Below are 16,669 nucleotides of genomic sequence, written 5' to 3'. Positions count from 1 at the left end.
GCTTCGCCCCTTCGCGCCGACGGCCGGGCCTTCACGCGAAATGACAAGAAAACCCGCCGATTCCGAATTCACGCCGCCCGAACGGCTCACGCTCCGTCAGGCCCGCGCCGAACATGCCCGCCTCGGGCAGGAGATCGCCGGGCACGACCGCCGCTACTATCAGGACGACGCGCCGGTCATTTCCGACGCCGACTATGATGCGCTGCGCCGCCGTTACGAGGCGCTGGAAAAGGCGTTCCCTCAGCTCGCGACGGCGGAGTCGCTCACCGGAAAGGTGGGCGCCAAGCCGTCCGAAAAATTCGCCAAGGTGAAGCACGCCGTGCCGATGCTGTCGCTCGGCAATGTCTTCTCCGACGAGGATGTCGAGGACTTCGTCGCGCGCGTGCGCCGGTTTCTGGGCCTGCCGCAAGGCGCCCCGCTCCCCTGCACGGCGGAGCCGAAGATCGACGGCCTCTCCTGCTCGCTGCGCTATGAGAACGGCCGGCTCGCGCAGGCGGCCACGCGCGGCGACGGCTTCGAGGGCGAGGACGTCACGGCCAATATCCGCACCCTCGAGGAAGTGCCGCAGACGCTGCGCGACGGCGCGCCCCAGACTCTCGAGGTGCGCGGCGAAGTCTATATGACCCACGCCGATTTCGCCGCGCTCAACGAGCGCCACCAAGCGGCCGGCAGGCAGATTTTCGCCAATCCCCGCAACGCGGCCGCGGGCTCCCTGCGCCAGCTCGACGCAAGGGTCACTGCCGAGCGGCCGCTGCATTTCTTCGCCTATGGCTGGGGCGAGGTCAGTGCGCTCCCCGCGAAGACGCAATGGGGGATGCTGGAGGCGTTCGAGGCGTTCGGCCTGAAGATCAATCCGCGGACGCGGCTCTGCCGGAGCGTCGAGGAGATGCTGGCGCATTACCGAGCGATCGAGGCCGATCGCGCGCGGCTCGGCTATGACATCGACGGGGTCGTCTACAAGGTAGACGACATTGCGCTTCAGGAGCGGCTCGGCTTCGTCTCGCGCGCGCCGCGCTGGGCGGTCGCGCACAAATTCCCGGCCGAGCGCGCGACGACGCTTTTGCGCGACATCGAGATTCAGGTCGGCCGCACCGGGGCGCTGACGCCCGTCGCGCGGCTCGAGCCCGTGACGGTCGGCGGCGTCGTCGTCTCCAACGCGACGCTGCACAACGAGGACGAGATCGCCCGCAAGGACATTCGCATCGGCGACACGGTCGTCGTGCAGCGCGCGGGCGACGTCATCCCGCAGATCGTCGAGGTCGTGACGGAGAAGCGGCCCGCCGGCGCGAAACCTTACGCGTTCCCGCATGTCTGCCCGCGCTGCGGCTCGGCGGCGCTGCGCGAGATCGACGAGAAGACCGGCGAGGCCGATGTGGTGCGCCGCTGCACGGGCTCGCTCGTCTGCCCGGCCCAGGCGGTGGAGCGTTTGAAGCATTTCGCCTCGCGCAACGCCCTCGACATCGAGGGGCTCGGCGACAGGCAGATCGAATATTTCTACGCGGAGGGCCTCATCCGCACGCCGTCCGACATTTTCAGGCTCGAAGAACGCGACCGCAAAAGCCTGACAAAGATCAAGAACCGCGAGGGCTTCGGCGAAACCTCGGTGAAGAATCTCTTCGCCGCCATCGAGGCGCGGCGGCGCATTCCGATCAATCGCTTCCTCTATGCGCTGGGCGTTCGCCATGTCGGCGAGACCAACGCCCGCCGCCTCGCCCGCCATTTCGCCGATTTCGAGTCGCTGCGCGAGACGGCGCGGGAGGCCGCGCCCGGCTCCGAGGCGCGGGCGCGCATCGACTGCATCGACGGAATCGGCCCCGTCGTCGCCGAGGCGCTACATGATTTCTTCGCCGAGCCGCACAATGAGACGGAGCTCGACGCGCTGCTCGCGCAGGTGACGCTGGAGCCGATGCCGGAAATCGCCTCAACCTCGCCCGTCGCCGGCAAGACGGTGGTCTTTACCGGCTCGCTGGAGCGCCTGACCCGCGACGAGGCCAAGGCGCAGGCCGAACGCTTCGGCGCCAAGGTCGCGGCGTCGGTGTCCAAGAAGACGGACCTCGTTGTCGCGGGCCCCGGCGCGGGGTCGAAGCTCGCGAAGGCGCAGGAACTGGGGATCGAGGTGATCTCGGAAGACGAGTGGTTTACGCGGACGGGGCAGGGGTAGGAGAACGATCGTCTCAACCGTCATGGCCGGGCCCGTCCCGGCCCTCCACGCCGGGCCGCAACAGCGCCGCCGAGTGGCGCCGTGGATGCCCGCGACAAGCGCGTGCAGGACGCGGGAAAGGTTGGCGTCCTTGCTTCGCCGACTTGGATCAAGCCTTTGTGGCTCAGACCGCCTTCGTCCCCGGCGTCTCTTCCTTCCGATAGGCCGTGCCGAAGACGTAATCCCACCAGATCGCGTGGACGCCGAAGCCTTTCTCGGCGTCGCGGAAATGGTGAAGCATATGGAGCCGCTTCACCCACTTGCCGAAGTCCGAGGTCGGCTGGCCGTGATGCGTCCAATAGTGCACGCAATCATAGATGACATAGCCCGTCATGAAGCCCGCGAGCACCGGCCAGCAGAAGCTCGCGCCGAACAGCGGGCGGATGATCGCGAGCGCGATCAGCATGATCGGCGCCGAAAGGAGCGGGGGCATCACGAGCCGCAGCGGGTCGTTGGGATAGATGTGATGCACGCCGTGGATCAGGAACTGGAAACGCGGTCCGAGCCCGAAGGGCAGCGAAAACACCGTATGGAAGAGATAGCGATGGCCGAGATATTCGGTCAGCGTCCAGGCGACATAGCCGATGAGGAGTCCGGCGAGCAGCAGTCCGGCGCCGACGGATGACAGCGAATAGAAGGTCAGGCCCAGAATGATCGGCGTATAGACGATCACCGGCGTGAGATGATGCACGCGCGAGAGCTTGTCCAGAAGGTCGCTCTCGAACAGGCGCGGCGAGGCGTCGAGCGCTTCGGTTCTGGTGTCCTGCGTCATTTGGCTTACTCCGCGGGGGCCGCGACCGGAGGGGTAGGTTCGGCCGCCTGCGTGACATTTTCAGAACGCGTGCCGAGCGAATAGGTCGGATCGAAGACGAAAGTGACGAGCAGCGCCACCCAGGAACGGTGGGCGCGCAGCGTATCGTAGAATTCCGGCGCCATCGCCTTCAGCTCGGGGAGACGCGTCCACGGAATTTCGTGAAAGTCGTGGTGCTCGTTGTGGTAGCCGATGTTGAGCGCGAGCCGGTTCAGCGGCCCGTAATAGTCGAAAGTACCCTGATGGGGTCCGAAGGCGAAATGCTCCTGAAGCCAGCGCGCGCTCAACGGATGCAGGCCGCCGACCGAAAACCAGAAGGAGAAGAAGAGATAGAGCAGGGCGTTGGGGCCGAAGGTCCAGAGCATGAAGAGATCGAAGGCGACGATGACCGCGATGTTGATATAGGTCCATTTGCCCATGATCGGCACGGTCCCCTTCAGCCGCGACAGGCGCGCGAGCTGAATGGCGGGGAAGCCGAAGAGCCAAAGCGCCTTTCGCCATGTGCTGTTGCCCACCCACTCGACTTCCCATTCGCTCGGAATGTCGGCGTCGTAATCATAGGCCGAGAGATGCGAATGGTGCTTGATGTGGTAGCAGCGAAAGCCCATCGCGGTCGGAAAGGCGTTGGGCAGATCGGCGAGGATCGCCGTCCATTTGTTGGCGAGCGGGCTCTCGAACACGCAATTGTGAATCGCGTCGTGAATGACGACGAAATTGGCGTGATTGGCGAAGGCGCCGACGCAAATCGCGAGGATGAGCGACAGCCACCAATAGGAGAGGCCGAGCCAGCCGAGCCAGGCGGAGATGGCGAATTGCAGGGCGAATATGCCGGCGGTGATCCTGAAGGTAACAGGGTCCTTGCCGAAGAGCTCCCGCACCTGCGGATATTTTTCGAGGATCTGGCGCCGGCGTTCGACATGCGAGCGGTCGGCGCCCTGGGCGGTGACGGAAATGCCGGTCATGAAGATGCTCCCGAACTGTCGAGACGCTTCTCGTAAATGCGGTGGATCTTGTCGATCTGCCCGCCGAACATTTCGATCGGACGGCGCATGGCGATATTGTCCTCGAGCACCCAGCCGGCTTCGAGATTCCTGAGCGAGGCCGAGGCGCCGCGCCGGCGCATCTCCTCGATCATGCCGAGCAGAACGGCGCCGCCGGTGGCGCTGTTCTGCAACGCCTTGCGCGTGCCGAGCAAAACGATGCGCGCCGCGTCGAATTTGTGGTTGCGCATGCGTGAAATCAGCTTCGGCAGGCCGAAGGGGAAAAGCCGGCCGTCGAAATCGGAGACGATCTCGAAGAGATTAGGCAGCGCGATGACGAAGGACTGCGGCTTGCCGTCGAGCTCGGCGACGACGCCGAATTCCGGCGGCATGACGAGCTTGAGCGCGTCGGCCGTCGAGTCGAACTCCGCCTTGGTGAAGGGCACGAAGCCCCAGTTCTCGCTCCAGCCGTCGTTGAAGAGCTCCTCCATCAGAGCCGTCTCGCCGGTCTTGAGCTTCGCCATATCGAGCGGGCGAAGCGTCAGGCGGTCGCGCCATTCCTTGCGGCTGGTGATGCGGGGCTTCTCGTTGAGCAGGGCCTCGTCGATGGCGAAGCGATAGGAGAGGAGATCCTTGGCCTTGCCATAGCCCAGCGCCTCCAGATGGCGCGAGAGATAGGGCGGGTGCCAGGGCATGAAAATCATGGGCGTCGCCTCGAAGCCCTCGACCAGCATGCCGCATTCGCCATTGATGGTCGGCGAGAAGGGGCCGTTGATTCGGGTCGCGCCCTTTTCCGCGAGCCAGCCCTCGGCGGCCTCCGTCAGCGCCCGGACGACCGCGGGATCATCCACGGCGTCGAGCGCGCCGAATTGCGCCGGGCTCGCGCCGACGGGCGTGATCCCGTCCTTGTAGACATGGGCGGAGATGCGGCCGACCCATTCCCCGTCGCGGCGGGCGAGGAATTTCTGGTCCTCGACGAGCTTGTAATGCGGATTGAGGAAATGGGCGAAGAGCGTCCAGCGTTCGAGGTCGAGCGGCGCCGCGAAACCCGGCGCGCCCTTGTAGAGAAGGCGCGGCAGCTTGCAGAAGGTAAGAAAATGCGAAAGTCCCGCGACCGGAACGATGTCGATTCGCGCCATATCTCAAATTCCTACTCTTCAAAAACTCTGCGCAAAAGGGCGTCAAGATGACGCGGAAGGCGCCGCGTTCACGCGGCGGCGCCGGACATGGCGGCGGCCACGATGCGCTGCGCTTCTTCAGAGACGGGCGGAATCTCGCGCAGCGCCTGGACCACGCCGCGGATTTCGGCCTCCGTGTGATTGGCGGAGAAGAAGAAACGAAGACGCGGCCCATCCTTGGGCACGCCGATGCGCACGACCGGGGGCACGTAATAGCCCTTTTCGAGCAGGTGACGCGCCGCCCACATGGTTTCGAGGTCGCTCTCGAAGAGGATCGGCACCACGCCGCGGCCGATGGCCGGGCCCGTCGAGAAGCCGTTTTCGTGCGCCACCTGTCGGAAGAGTTCGGCGTTTTTCGCAAGCTTGTCGATGCGCCAGGTCTCTTCCTGCATGAGCGTCAGCGCGGTGCGCGCCGCCGCGAGAACGACGGGCGAGAAGCCGACGCTGTAAACGAAGCCCGGCAGCGTGAAGCGGAACCAGTCGATCACTTCCTTTTTGGCGCAGACATAGCCGCCGCAGGACGCGAGACTCTTTGAAAGCGTGCCGATGATCAGATCGATGTGGCCCGGATCAACGCCCTGATGCTCGGCGAGGCCGCGGCCTGTCGCGCCGAGGACGCCGAGGGAATGGGCCTCGTCGACCATCAGCCAGATCTTGTATTTGTCCTTGAGCGCATAGAGGCGCGGCAGGTCGGCCGTGTCGCCGTCCATGCTGTAGACGCCCTCGACCACCACGAGCACGTTGCGATATTCCTCGCGGTGGCGGGCCAGCAGATGGTCGAGATGGTCCATGTCGTTGTGACGGAACTTCACGACATGGGCCGGCGCGCCCTCGGCGCCATAAACGATGCTGTTGTGCGCGAGCTCGTCGATGAAGATGGCGTCGCGCTTGCCGTTCATGAGATAGGCGATGGTCGTCACATTGGCGAGATAGCCGGAGACGAGCGCCAGCGCGCTTTCCATGCCGATGAATTTGGCGATCTCGGCCTCGAATTGCTTGTGCGTCGTGCGTTCGCCGCCGACGAGCCGCGAGGCGAGCGCGCCAATGCCGAGTCCGTCGACCTCCTCTTTGGCCGCCTCGCGGATGCGCGGATGGTTGGCGAGGCCCAGATAGTCGTAATTGGCGAAGCTGACGAAATGGACGCCATTGGCCTCGAAGTCCGCCTTCAGCTTGTCGATCTGGGCGAAGAACGGATTGTTGAATTCGAGGAGGGCGTTGCCGGCAAGGCGGAATCGCCGCGACGCGTAATCCGAGAGGCTTCTGTGTCTCGTCACTGAATTCGCAGTCCCTGATGGCCTGGCGCGCCGCGCGCACATGTTTCACGAAGAATCGGGGCGGAAGGCCCCCTTGAAGTGATCGCGTCCCTTATCACCCCGAGCCCCCGCGCGCCAGTGCGCCTCTCCGCCGGGCAGGCGGGCGGGCGCGGCGCCTATGGCGCTTTGGCGCGGCTTTCTCTATTGGCTTCCCCGATGGAGACAAGCCCGAAGCGCCCTCACGCCGCTCCCCACGCCGAGCGCCACGCCGTCCCGAAGCTCAGGGTCGAGAATCTCGCCGTCGCGCGCGGCGGCCGGCCCGTCTTGTCGGGCGTGAGTTTCTCGCTTTCGGGCGGCGAGGCGCTGGTCGTGACCGGGCGCAACGGCGTCGGCAAATCCACCTTGCTGCGGGCGATCGCCGGCCTGCTGCCCATGGCGGCCGGAACAGTCGCGCTCGAGGGGGCGGGAGAGGATCGCGAGCTTGCCCAGTCGGCGCATTACCTTGCCCACGCCGACGGCATGAAGGCGGCGCTCACGCTCGAGGAGAATCTCGATTTCTGGGCGAATTATCTTGGCCGGGGGGAGGATCGCCGCAGCCGCCCGGTCGCCGAGGCGCTCGCGATGGTCGGGCTCACCCATGCGCGCCATGCGCCTTTCGGGGCGCTGTCGGCGGGGCAGAAACGGCGCGCGGCGCTCGCGCGGCTGCTCGTCGCCTTCCGGCCGCTGTGGCTGCTCGACGAGCCCCTGACCGCGCTCGACCGCGCCTCGCGCGAGAAATTCGCCGCCGTGCTGCGCGATCATTGCGCCCTCGGCGGACTCATCGTCGCCGCGACCCACGAGCCATTGGGGCTCGAGGAGGCGGGCGAACTGCCGCTCGGAGCCCCGCAATGACCGCGCCGCTTTCCGCCCTCTTCCTGCGCGAATGGCGCATCGCCCGGCGGGTCGGCGGCTCGGGCGCCATGGGCGTCGTGTTCTTCCTCACCCTCGTCGCCATCGTGCCCTTCGCGGTCGGGCCGGACCCCAATCTCTTGGCGCGCATCGGTCCGGCGATCCTGTGGATCGCGGCGCTGCTCGCGAGCCTTCTCGCCTTCGACCGGCTGTTTCAGGCGGACGCCGAGGACGGCTCGCTCGATCTCCTGCATCTTTCCGATACGCCGCTGGAACTCGCCGTGCTCGTCAAATGCGCGGCGCATTGGGCGGCGACGGGGCTGCCGCTCATCGTCGCGGCGCCCTTTCTGGGCCTGATGCTCCAGCAGGAGACGATGGCGCTCGCCGGCGTCGTGGCGACGCTCCTCGTCGGCACGCCGGCGCTGACCCTCATCGGCGCGATCGGCGCGGCGGCGACCGTCACCGTGCGGCGCGGCGGCCTGCTCATGGCGCTGCTCGTCCTGCCGCTGACGATCCCGGTGCTGATCTTCGGCGTTTCGGCGTCGGAGGCCGCGACGGGGGGCACGGTCTCCTTCCTGTCGCCCTTCTCCATCCTCTGCGCCATCACCCTCGTCGCTTTGGCGCTTTGTCCCTTCGCGGCCGCCGCGGCGCTGCGCAATCTCGGGGAGTGAGCCGCCGCGCCCGGCCGCTCAGCCCCAGGCCGGCGCGCGCTTTTCCAGAAAGGCCGCGATCCCCTCCTTGGCGTCGTCGGCCAGCATGTTCTCGGTCATGACGGCGCTCGCGAGCGCATAGGCTTCGGCGAGCGGCTTCTCGCGCTGGGCGTAGAAGGCGCGTTTGCCGAAGCGGATGGCTTCCGGCGATTTTCTGGCGATCTGCTCGGCGAGGGCCAGCGCGCCGGTGCGTGCGCCGTCGGGAGAGACGCGATTGACGAGCCCGATGCGCAGCGCCTCCTCGGCCCCGATGGGCGCGCCGGTCAGAAGCATCTCCATCGCCTGTTTCGGCGCGACGGCGCGGGCGAGGGCGACGGCGGGGGTCGAGCAAAAGAGGCCGATGTCGACGCCCGGCGTGCAGAAGCGCGCGCGCGGACCGGCGACGGCGAGATCGCAGCTCGCCACGAGCTGACAACCCGCGGCCGTGGCCATCTCGTCGACGGCGGCGATGACGGGCTGGGGCAGGGCCACGATGCTCTGCATCAGCGCGGAGCAGGCGCGCATGGTCTCCTCGAAGAATGCGCGGCCGCGGTCGGGGTCATTGCGGCGGGCGGTCAGCTCCTTGAGATCGTGGCCGGCGCAAAAGGCCGGACCCTCCGCCTGCAGCAAAACGACCCGAATGCCCCGCCGCGCGGCGACATCCTCGAGCGCCGCCGACAAATCGGCCATAAGCGCGCGCGACAGGGCATTGCGCGAGCCGGGGCTGTTCAGCGTCAGCGTCGCGATTGGGCCGTCGATCGCGATCTCGACCGGCGAGGCTTCGGGGGTCATCGGGGCGCTCCGGAAAAGAAAACGGCGGATGACGCCTTTTGGCCTCATCCGCCGTTCGGGATCAATAGAGCCCGCCGGTTCCGGTGCCGACGCGCTGGTCGACGTCCTGCGTATTGACTTGGCGCGGGCCGTCGCCGCCGCCCGAATAGGAGTCGGGCGGGGCCGTTCCGGGCTTGAAGGGCCAGAGCTCGCCGCCGCTCGCCGTGCGCAGGCCCGAGCTCGGATTGACCGAGATGAGCTTGATGCCCGGCGGCACGCGGAAGGGCGTGTCGGGCTTGTCCTTCAGCGCGACCGTCATGAAGTCGCGGAAGATCGGCGCGGCGAAGAGGGCGGCCTGGGCGTGGCTGCCGAGCGAGCGCGGCCGGTCGTAGCCGATATAGACGCCGACGCAGAGATCGGGCGAATAGCCGACGAACCAGAGATCCTTCGCCTCATTGGTCGTGCCGGTCTTGCCGGCGAGGTGCTTGCCCACCGACTTGATCGACACGCCCGTGCCGCGCTGGACGACATGCTCCATGATGGTGGTGATCTGATAGGCGGTGAGCGGGTCGAGCACCTGCTCGCGCTTGTCGATCAGCTTGGGTTCGTTCTGATTGTCCCATTTCTCGGCGTCGCAGCCGAGGCACTGGCGCTCGTCGTGGCGGTAGATGGTCTTGCCCCAGCGGTCCTGCACGCGGTCGATCAGCGTCGGCTTGATGCGCTTGCCGCCATTGGCGAACATCGAATAGCCCGTGACCATCTTGAGCAGCGTGGTCTCGCCCGCGCCGAGCGACAGGGAGAGATAGGGCCCCATGTCGTCGTAGATGCCGAACCGCTTGGCGTATTCGGCGATGAGCGGCATGCCCACGTCCTTGGCGAGACGCACCGTCATCATGTTCTTGGAATGCGCGACGCCATAGTCCAGCGGATGCGCGCCCGTGCCGTGGCCGCCCTCGAAGTTCTCGGGCGTCCAGTAGCTGCCGTCGGCCTGCTGGATCGAGATCGGCTCGTCCAGGATCGAGGAGGAGGGCGTATAGCCATTGTCGAGCGCCGTGGCGTAGACGAAGGGCTTGAAGGACGAGCCCGGCTGGCGCAGCGCCTGGGTGGCGCGGTTGAACTCCGACTGGTCGAAGGAGAAGCCGCCCACCATGGAGAAGACGCGGCCCGTATAGGGGTCCATCGCCACCATGGCGCCGGAGATTTCGGGGATCTGGCGCAGCCGGTAGCGGCCCGGCGCGCCGATCATCGGCTCGACATAGATGACGTCGCCGACGGTGAGCGCGCTCTTGGGGCTGCGGCCCGTCCAGCGCATCCCTTCGGCGGTGAGCGTCCCCGTCTCGCGCTCGCGGGCGACCTCGCCCGAGGCCTCGCGGCCCGGCTGGAGGCCGATGCGCGCGCCGGCGTCGGTGAGATCGAGCACGACGGCGAGCCGCCAGGGCTTGATGTCGCCGAGCGAAGGGATGTTGGCGAGCGGCGCGCCCCAGTCGGACGAGACGTCGATGTGGTTGATCGGGCCGCGGAAGCCATGCGCCTCGTCGAAGCGCACGAGGCCGTCGGCGAGCGCCTTGCGGGTCCAGGCCTGCATCTTGGGGTCGAGCGTCGTGCGCACCGACAGGCCGCCCTCGTAGAGGCCCTTCTCCTTGTAACGCTCCAGCAGATCGCGGCGCACTTCCTCGGCGAAATAGCCGGCGACATAGGTATTGGGCGAGAGCGCGCGCGGATTGACCCCGAGCGGCTCGGCCTTGGCCTTCGTCGCCTCCTCATGGGTCACGAAGCCGTCGGCCTCCATGCGGTCGATGACATAGTTGCGGCGCTCGATCGCGCGGTCGCGATGCTGGAAGGGATGATAGTTGTTCGGCCCCTTGGGCAAAGCCGCGAGATAGGCGGCCTCGGCCAGCGTCAGCTCGTTGACCGATTTGTTGAAATAATTGAGCGCGGCGGCCGCGACGCCGTAATTGCCGAGTCCGAGATAGATTTCGTTGAGATAGAGCTCGAGGATGCGCTCCTTGGAATAGGCCGCCTCGATGCGGAAGGAGATGAGCGCCTCGCGAATCTTGCGGTCGATCGAGCGCTCGTTGCCGACGAGGAAGTTCTTGGCGACCTGCTGGGTGATCGTCGAGGCGCCCTGCACGTGGCGGCCGCCTTCGAGCAGCACGCCGACGGCGCGCAGCACGCCCTCGGGATCGACGCCGTTGTGCGTATAGAAATTCTTGTCTTCGGCGGAGATGAAGGCCTGCTTCACGAGCGGGGGAATCGCCGAGCTCGGCAGGAACAGGCGGCGCTCGCGCGAGTATTCGGCGAGAATCGAGCCGTCGCTCGCATGGAGCCGCGTCGTCACCGGGGGCTCGTAATTCTGGAGCTGCGCCGTGTCGGGCAGATCCTTCGAATAATAATAGATCAGCCCGGCGCCGGCGACGGCGGCGATCAGGAAGACGATCGTGCCCGTCGCAAAGACAAAACCTAGAAATCTTGCGAGAAGTCGCATGAAAATCTTCCTCTCAAGCGGTTAGCGAACCGCTCCTCTTCCGGCGCCTGCCTCTATATGGCGCCTGCCTGCCCCTTTTTCAGGGAGCTCCAGCGGGGCGCGCCTGCGCCGTTTGGGGCTGCTTGCTTGCGTCGTCGCGGGCTCGCTCAGACACGGCGAACGCCGTCCATTTCCGTTGCGCGCGGCACTGCCTTAGCATTGCCCGCGTCCGTCGATCCAGTGGCTGCGGCCCCTCGCCGCAAGCCCGCTCACGCGGCCGGCGGAGCCCCCGCTCCGAATCCGGTCGATCGCCCAAGTGACGCGATTTTGTGTTTTATTGTGGGCGCGGCTTTTCGGGCGCGCGCGCCTCGCGCGAACGCGCCGCGAAAAAGGCCTCGATCGCCTCGGCGGTCTTGCCGGCCGCCTGCTCGCGCCATTCCGGCGAGGTGAGCCGCGCGAGATCCTTTTCGCTCGACAGATAGCCGAGCTCCAGCAGCGCCGAGGGAATGTCGTAGGATTTCAGCACGACGAAGCCCGCCGAGCGGGCGGGGTTCTTGTTGAGGCTGCCGGCCTCCTTCCAGCGGGCGATCAGCGATTGCGAGAATTGCGCGCTGAACGCCCGCGTCTCGCGCTGGGTGAGGTCGAAGAGAATGTCGCCGACCTGCCCGCTCTCTTCCTTGCTCTCAAGGCCCGCCGCCTGATCGGCGAGATTTTCCTTCTCGGCGATGCGCGCGGCTTCCGCGTCGGAGGCCCTGGCGGAAACGGTGTAGACCGTCGCCCCCTCGACATGGCCCTCGGCGAGCGTGTCGGCGTGAATCGAGAGAAACAGCGCGGCGTTGTTGTGATGGGCGATGCGCACCCGCTCGGCGAGCGGCAGGAAAATATCCTCGTTGCGCGTCATCACGGCTTTGATTCGACCGCCCTGCTCGATCTTGGCCGCGAGAGCGCGGGCGAATTCGAGGACGATCGTCTTTTCCTGCTCGCCATGCTTGCCCGTCGCGCCCATGTCGACCCCGCCATGGCCGGGGTCGATCATCACCACGGGCTTGTCGGAGGGCGGCGGCGCCGCGGTCTCGGCGCGCGTGGCCGGCTGCTCGGCAGGGGCGGCGGCGGCGCTCTGCGCGACGGCCGCATTGAAGTTCGCTTCCGTCGTTGGGGCGAGATCGATGATGAGACAATTCCCTTCGACCCCGGCCTTCATGATCCGCGCGGGAGAGAGAAGATCGACGACGACGCGCGACCGTCCGGCCGCGAACTGGCCGTAACGGTAGGATTTGATCAGCTTGGAGCCCGCGGCCGACCGACCCTGGCCGGGGTCGATGCGAAAGGCCACTTCGGGCAGATCGACGATGATCCGGGGCGGATTGGCCGCCGGATGGGCCCGCGCCTCGACCGCGCCCGTCAGGTCGAAGACGAGGCGGGAATGGTCGGGGGCGGCCTCGACATGGCTGGAAATCGCGGAGACAGACTTCTCGGCCTCGGCCGCTTCGGCGACGCCGAGTCCGAGGCCGAGACCAATAAAAATCATTCCCGCCGCGTCGCGAAGGCGCCGGGCGGCCCTCTTCCGGTAAAAGGGCGGATGCGTCATGGCCAGGGTCCCGCAGGTTTCAGGCTCGCTCATATATAGGCAGATATTTCGAGCCTGTCCGTTGAGGTTTCGTTAACTCCCACAGCTTGCGCCACCCTTGCCGGGCGCCGCCGACGGGATGCAGCGGCGGCGCTTGCGCGTTTCGCGGGCGACCGCTATGAAGGAGCGGCGCTCTCTGGGAGTCGGCTGGCGCGCGCCGTCAGCGGCGCGTCTCGCCATTATGGCCGGCGCCTTCCAGGATGGGCTGAGGTCTCTTGTGTCGCCAGCGGCTTCCGGCCGGATGCGACGCAAAATCGCCGCCTTCAGGCGTCGCGAAAGGTTTTTTGACGATCTCATGGCCAGGACCATGATATGCGCAGCAAGTGAAGTTCGCCTCGCCGGGTCCGTCCGCGCGGCGCGTCCCGCTTCACGCCGCGCGCCTCCCGGTCCGTTTTCCGGCGCTCGCGCCGCGAAGGATCTTCGGGCTTGGGGTCGTCATCTTGTCCGGCTCTGCGCCGTAGGGGCGGGTTTGCGCCCGCTCGCGGCGACGAGCCCAGCCTATCTGTGCGCCGGTCAAAGCGCCGGCCAGAGCGTTACGGGCCTGCGGCCCTTCCCCTTTTCTCGCACAACATGCGTTCGCGCCCGCTGGCCCCGCCGAGCAGCGGCCGCCGCGTCCCCGACCGGACTGCGGCGCCCTCCGGCGGCCGCCGCGCGCGCAGCGCCCCAAAGAGTCCCACATGGCAAACAAGATGCTGATCGACGCCTCCCACCCGGAGGAAACCCGGGTGGTGGTGCTGCGCGGTAACCGCGTTCAGGAATTCGACTTCGAGGCCGCCGACAAGAAACCGCTCCGCGGCAATATTTATCTGGCCAAGGTAACGAGGGTGGAGCCCTCGCTTCAGGCCGCTTTCGTTGATTACGGCGGCAATCGCCACGGCTTTCTGGCCTTCGCCGAAATCCATCCGGATTACTATCAGATCCCGGTGGCCGACCGTCAGGCGCTCCTCGAAGAGGAGAGCCGCGCTCATCGGCAGGACGAGGAGGAGGAGCCGCAGCATCGTCCGCACGGGCGACGTCGCTCCCGCCGTCGTCAGCAGGAGGGCGCCGAAAAGCGCGCCGGCGCCGACGAGACGCTGGTCAGCGAGCCCGTCGACCTCGAGGCGCTGATCGAGGCCGCCGACGAGACCGAAGGGTCCGGCCAAGAGATCGCCGAAGAGGCTGGCGAAGAGGCCGTCGTCGGGTCCGAGGCCGTCGCCGCCCTTGCTGCGGAGCCGGCCCCTGCGCAGACCGAGGCGCCCACCGACATCGAGGTCGAGGCCGAGGCGGTCGAGGCGGTCGAGGCCGCCGGCATCGTCGAAGCCGACGAGGGCCATCACACGATTTCCGTCGATCCGTCAGGCTTCGGCTCCGTGGAGGAAGGCGCGGCCGAGGAATTCGTCGAGGCGACGGCCGAGCCGGACCACGAGCTGAAGGCGCGCCGGCAGGACGAGCGCGACGAGGAGCGCGAGCGCGCCCGCGAGGAAACCGAGGAAGCTGGAGAAGGGGCCGAGGACTCCGGCGAGGCGGAAGCGGCGGGCGAGAGCGAGGCGCTCGAGGCTCGCGCGCCGCGCGGGGAGCCGGGCGACGAGGACCACGAGGACGAAGAGCACGACGAGGAAGAGCACGTCGAGCATATCGGCGGCGACGCCATGGACGAGGCGCCGTTCCGGGTCGCGCGCCCCCGCCGCCAGTACAAGATCCAGGAAGTCATCAAGCGCCGCCAGGTGCTGCTCGTCCAGGTCGTGAAGGAGGAGCGCGGCAACAAGGGCGCGGCGCTCACCACCTATCTCTCCCTCGCGGGCCGTTATTCGGTGCTGATGCCCAACACTGCGCGCGGCGGCGGCATCTCCCGCAAGATCACCGACGGCGCGGACCGCAAGCGCCTCAAGGAGATCGTGCACGATCTCGAAGTGCCGGAGGGGATGGGCGTCATCCTGCGCACGGCGGGCGCGACGCGCACCAAGGCGGAGGTCAAGCGCGATTTCGAATATCTGCTGCGGCTGTGGGAGAGCGTGCGCGAACTGACGCTGCGCTCCAGCGCGCCGACGCTCGTCTATGAGGAAGGCTCGCTCATCAAGCGCGCCATACGAGACCTTTATGGCCGCGACGTCGAGGAGATCGTGGTCTCCGGCGAGGACGCCTATCGCGAGGCCAAGGATTTCATGCGCATGCTCATGCCGAGCCATGCGAAAAACGTGAAGCAGCATCGCGAGCCCTATCCGATCTTCGCCGAGGCGGGGGTCGAGGCGCAGCTCGACGCGATGTTCTCCAATCACGTGACGCTGAAATCGGGCGGCTATCTGGTGATCAACCAGACCGAGGCGCTGGTGGCGATCGACGTGAACTCGGGCCGCTCGACGCGCGAGCACAATATCGAGGACACGGCGCTGCGCACCAATCTGGAGGCGGCGGACGAAGTCGCCCGCCAGCTGCGCCTGCGCGACCTCGCCGGTCTGATCGTCGTCGATTTCATCGACATGGAGGAGAGCCGCAACAATCGCGCCGTCGAGCGCCGGCTCAAGGACGCGCTGAAGAACGACCGCGCGCGCATCCAGGTCGGCCGCATCTCGCATTTCGGCCTCCTCGAAATGTCGCGCCAGCGCATCCGCGCCGGCGTCGTCGAGGGCTCGACCGTGCCCTGTCCGCACTGCGCCGGGGCGGGCCATGTGCGCTCCACCGCCTCCATCGCGTTGCATGTGCTGCGCGTGCTGGAGGAGGCGTTGATCAAGAGCGCCGCGCATGACGTGACGCTGCGCACGCGCGGCGTCGTGGCGCTCTACATCCTCAATCAGAAGCGCGCGCATCTGCATGCGCTGGAAAGCCGCTTCGGCGTCCACATCACCGTCGCCGCCGACGACACGCTGACGGGCGCGAATTATCATGCGCTGGAGCGCGGGGAGCTTGCGAGCGGACCGCGCGTCCCCTCGGCGCCCGCGCCGCTGCGCGTCGATTCGATCCGGGCCGAGCCGCTCGAGGAGGACATTCTCGAGGAAGAGGCGCTGGCCGAGGAAGAAGCCGCCGCCGGCGGAAGCCAGGAGACCCGCGCCGAGGGGCGCCGCGACCGCGAGCAACGTCGCTTCGCGGGCGAGGAAGGCGAGGAGGGCGCTGGGCGCGGACGCCGCCGCCGTCGCCGCCGCGGCCGTGGCGGCGCCCAGAATGGCGAGGTGTTCGCGCCGGGCGCCGAGCAGCCCTCGGACGAAGGCCTCGCGATCATGGCGGAGATCGAAGGCGCGCCGGCGCCGCGCGAGCCTCGTGAGCCGCGCGTCAGCCGGGGACGCGGGCCCGGCCGCTGGCGCCGCTCCGCGCCGCTGCCGGAGGAATTCCGCGATCCCTCCGCGCTTTTCCCGCTGGATGAAGGCGCGCAAGAGGCGCAGACTTTCGTTTCGCCGCAGGAGGCTCATATCCCGGACTTCGCTCCGGCGCCGGAGGCCTTCGCCCAGACTCCGATCGAGCCGTCCGCTCCGGCGGCGCCCGCCGGAGATGTCGAGGGGGCGCCGGCCGCAGCGGCGGACGCCGTTACGGCAGTCGAGGCGGCTCCGCCCGCGGCGCGTGAAGCAGAAGCAGCTCCGCCGCCGGTGCAGGAGGCTGCGATCCAAGCGGTCGACCAGCAAGCGACGCCTGGGCAAGAAGCAGGCGCGGTCTATGAAGCCGCGCCGCAGCCGCCCGAGACGACGCCCGAAGCGCCCGAGCCCGCCGCTGCGCAGGAGCCCGCCCCCCCGCGCGAGCCGACTCAGGTCGTCATCACGCAGGCCGACCCCAACGCGCCCAAGAAGGGCGGTTGGTGGAGCCGCGTGCGCGCGCCGGAATAAGGCGCGCCTCACGTCGAGAA

Annotated in this window: 11 protein-coding genes; 4 read left to right on the top strand and 7 right to left on the bottom strand. The window is 67.4% G+C overall.

What is annotated here, in order from left to right:
* The first annotated feature begins 40 nt into the window (after nt 1-40).
* Nucleotides 41-2,161, top strand: coding sequence for an NAD-dependent DNA ligase LigA (ligA, locus tag WOC76_RS17515; protein ID WP_341431519.1), 2,121 nt, complete (start codon nt 41-43; stop codon nt 2,159-2,161).
* A 163-nt stretch (nt 2,162-2,324) separates the two neighbouring features.
* Here ligA and WOC76_RS17510 read toward each other — a convergent pair whose 3' ends face one another.
* From WOC76_RS17510 to WOC76_RS17495, 4 genes are all read right to left on the bottom strand, one after another.
* Entirely contained in the window at nt 2,325-2,972 is a 648-nt protein-coding gene (locus tag WOC76_RS17510) for a sterol desaturase family protein (RefSeq protein ID WP_341105029.1), read from the bottom strand.
* 5 nt (nt 2,973-2,977) lie between these two features.
* Complete coding sequence (locus WOC76_RS17505; RefSeq protein ID WP_341389178.1) at nt 2,978-3,973, bottom strand: fatty acid desaturase; 996 nt, start codon at nt 3,971-3,973, stop codon at nt 2,978-2,980.
* Nucleotides 3,970-5,130: a hypothetical protein gene (locus WOC76_RS17500; protein WP_341105033.1), complete on the bottom strand. Its 1,161-nt coding sequence runs from the start codon at nt 5,128-5,130 to the stop codon at nt 3,970-3,972. The genes WOC76_RS17505 and WOC76_RS17500 overlap by 4 nt, the downstream gene beginning before the upstream one ends.
* Nucleotides 5,131-5,198: 68 nt before the next feature.
* Nucleotides 5,199-6,443, bottom strand: coding sequence for an aminotransferase class I/II-fold pyridoxal phosphate-dependent enzyme (locus WOC76_RS17495; RefSeq protein ID WP_341105035.1), 1,245 nt, complete (start codon nt 6,441-6,443; stop codon nt 5,199-5,201).
* Nucleotides 6,444-6,638: 195 nt separating this feature from the next.
* Between WOC76_RS17495 and ccmA the strand changes: the two genes are divergently transcribed.
* Both ccmA and ccmB read left to right on the top strand, forming a co-directional pair.
* Entirely contained in the window at nt 6,639-7,313 is a 675-nt protein-coding gene (gene ccmA / locus WOC76_RS17490; protein ID WP_341108729.1) for a heme ABC exporter ATP-binding protein CcmA, read from the top strand.
* Nucleotides 7,310-7,981, top strand: coding sequence for a heme exporter protein CcmB (gene ccmB, locus WOC76_RS17485; protein ID WP_341105037.1), 672 nt, complete (start codon nt 7,310-7,312; stop codon nt 7,979-7,981). The genes ccmA and ccmB overlap by 4 nt, the downstream gene beginning before the upstream one ends.
* An 18-nt stretch (nt 7,982-7,999) precedes the next feature.
* Here ccmB and WOC76_RS17480 read toward each other — a convergent pair whose 3' ends face one another.
* The 3 genes from WOC76_RS17480 to WOC76_RS17470 form a co-directional block, all read right to left on the bottom strand.
* Entirely contained in the window at nt 8,000-8,791 is a 792-nt protein-coding gene (locus tag WOC76_RS17480) for an enoyl-CoA hydratase (protein WP_341105039.1), read from the bottom strand.
* Nucleotides 8,792-8,852: 61 nt separating this feature from the next.
* Nucleotides 8,853-11,255, bottom strand: coding sequence for a penicillin-binding protein 1A (locus WOC76_RS17475; protein ID WP_341105041.1), 2,403 nt, complete (start codon nt 11,253-11,255; stop codon nt 8,853-8,855).
* A gap of 313 nt (nt 11,256-11,568) precedes the next feature.
* The gene (locus WOC76_RS17470) at nt 11,569-12,762 is read right to left on the bottom strand and encodes an N-acetylmuramoyl-L-alanine amidase (protein WP_341431518.1); all 1,194 of its coding nucleotides are present in this window, start codon (nt 12,760-12,762) and stop codon (nt 11,569-11,571) included.
* A 776-nt stretch (nt 12,763-13,538) separates the two neighbouring features.
* Here WOC76_RS17470 and WOC76_RS17465 point away from each other — a divergent pair.
* Nucleotides 13,539-16,649 (top strand): Rne/Rng family ribonuclease, encoded by a 3,111-nt coding sequence (locus WOC76_RS17465; protein WP_341431517.1) that lies wholly within the window; start codon nt 13,539-13,541, stop codon nt 16,647-16,649.
* The last annotated feature ends 20 nt before the right edge of the window (nt 16,650-16,669 follow it).

This window comes from Methylocystis sp. IM3, assembly GCF_038070105.1.
Taxonomy (GTDB): Bacteria; Pseudomonadota; Alphaproteobacteria; order Rhizobiales; family Beijerinckiaceae; genus Methylocystis.
The sequence above is the reverse complement of the archived record's forward strand: the minus strand, read 5'-3'. Positions and strand labels throughout refer to the sequence as shown.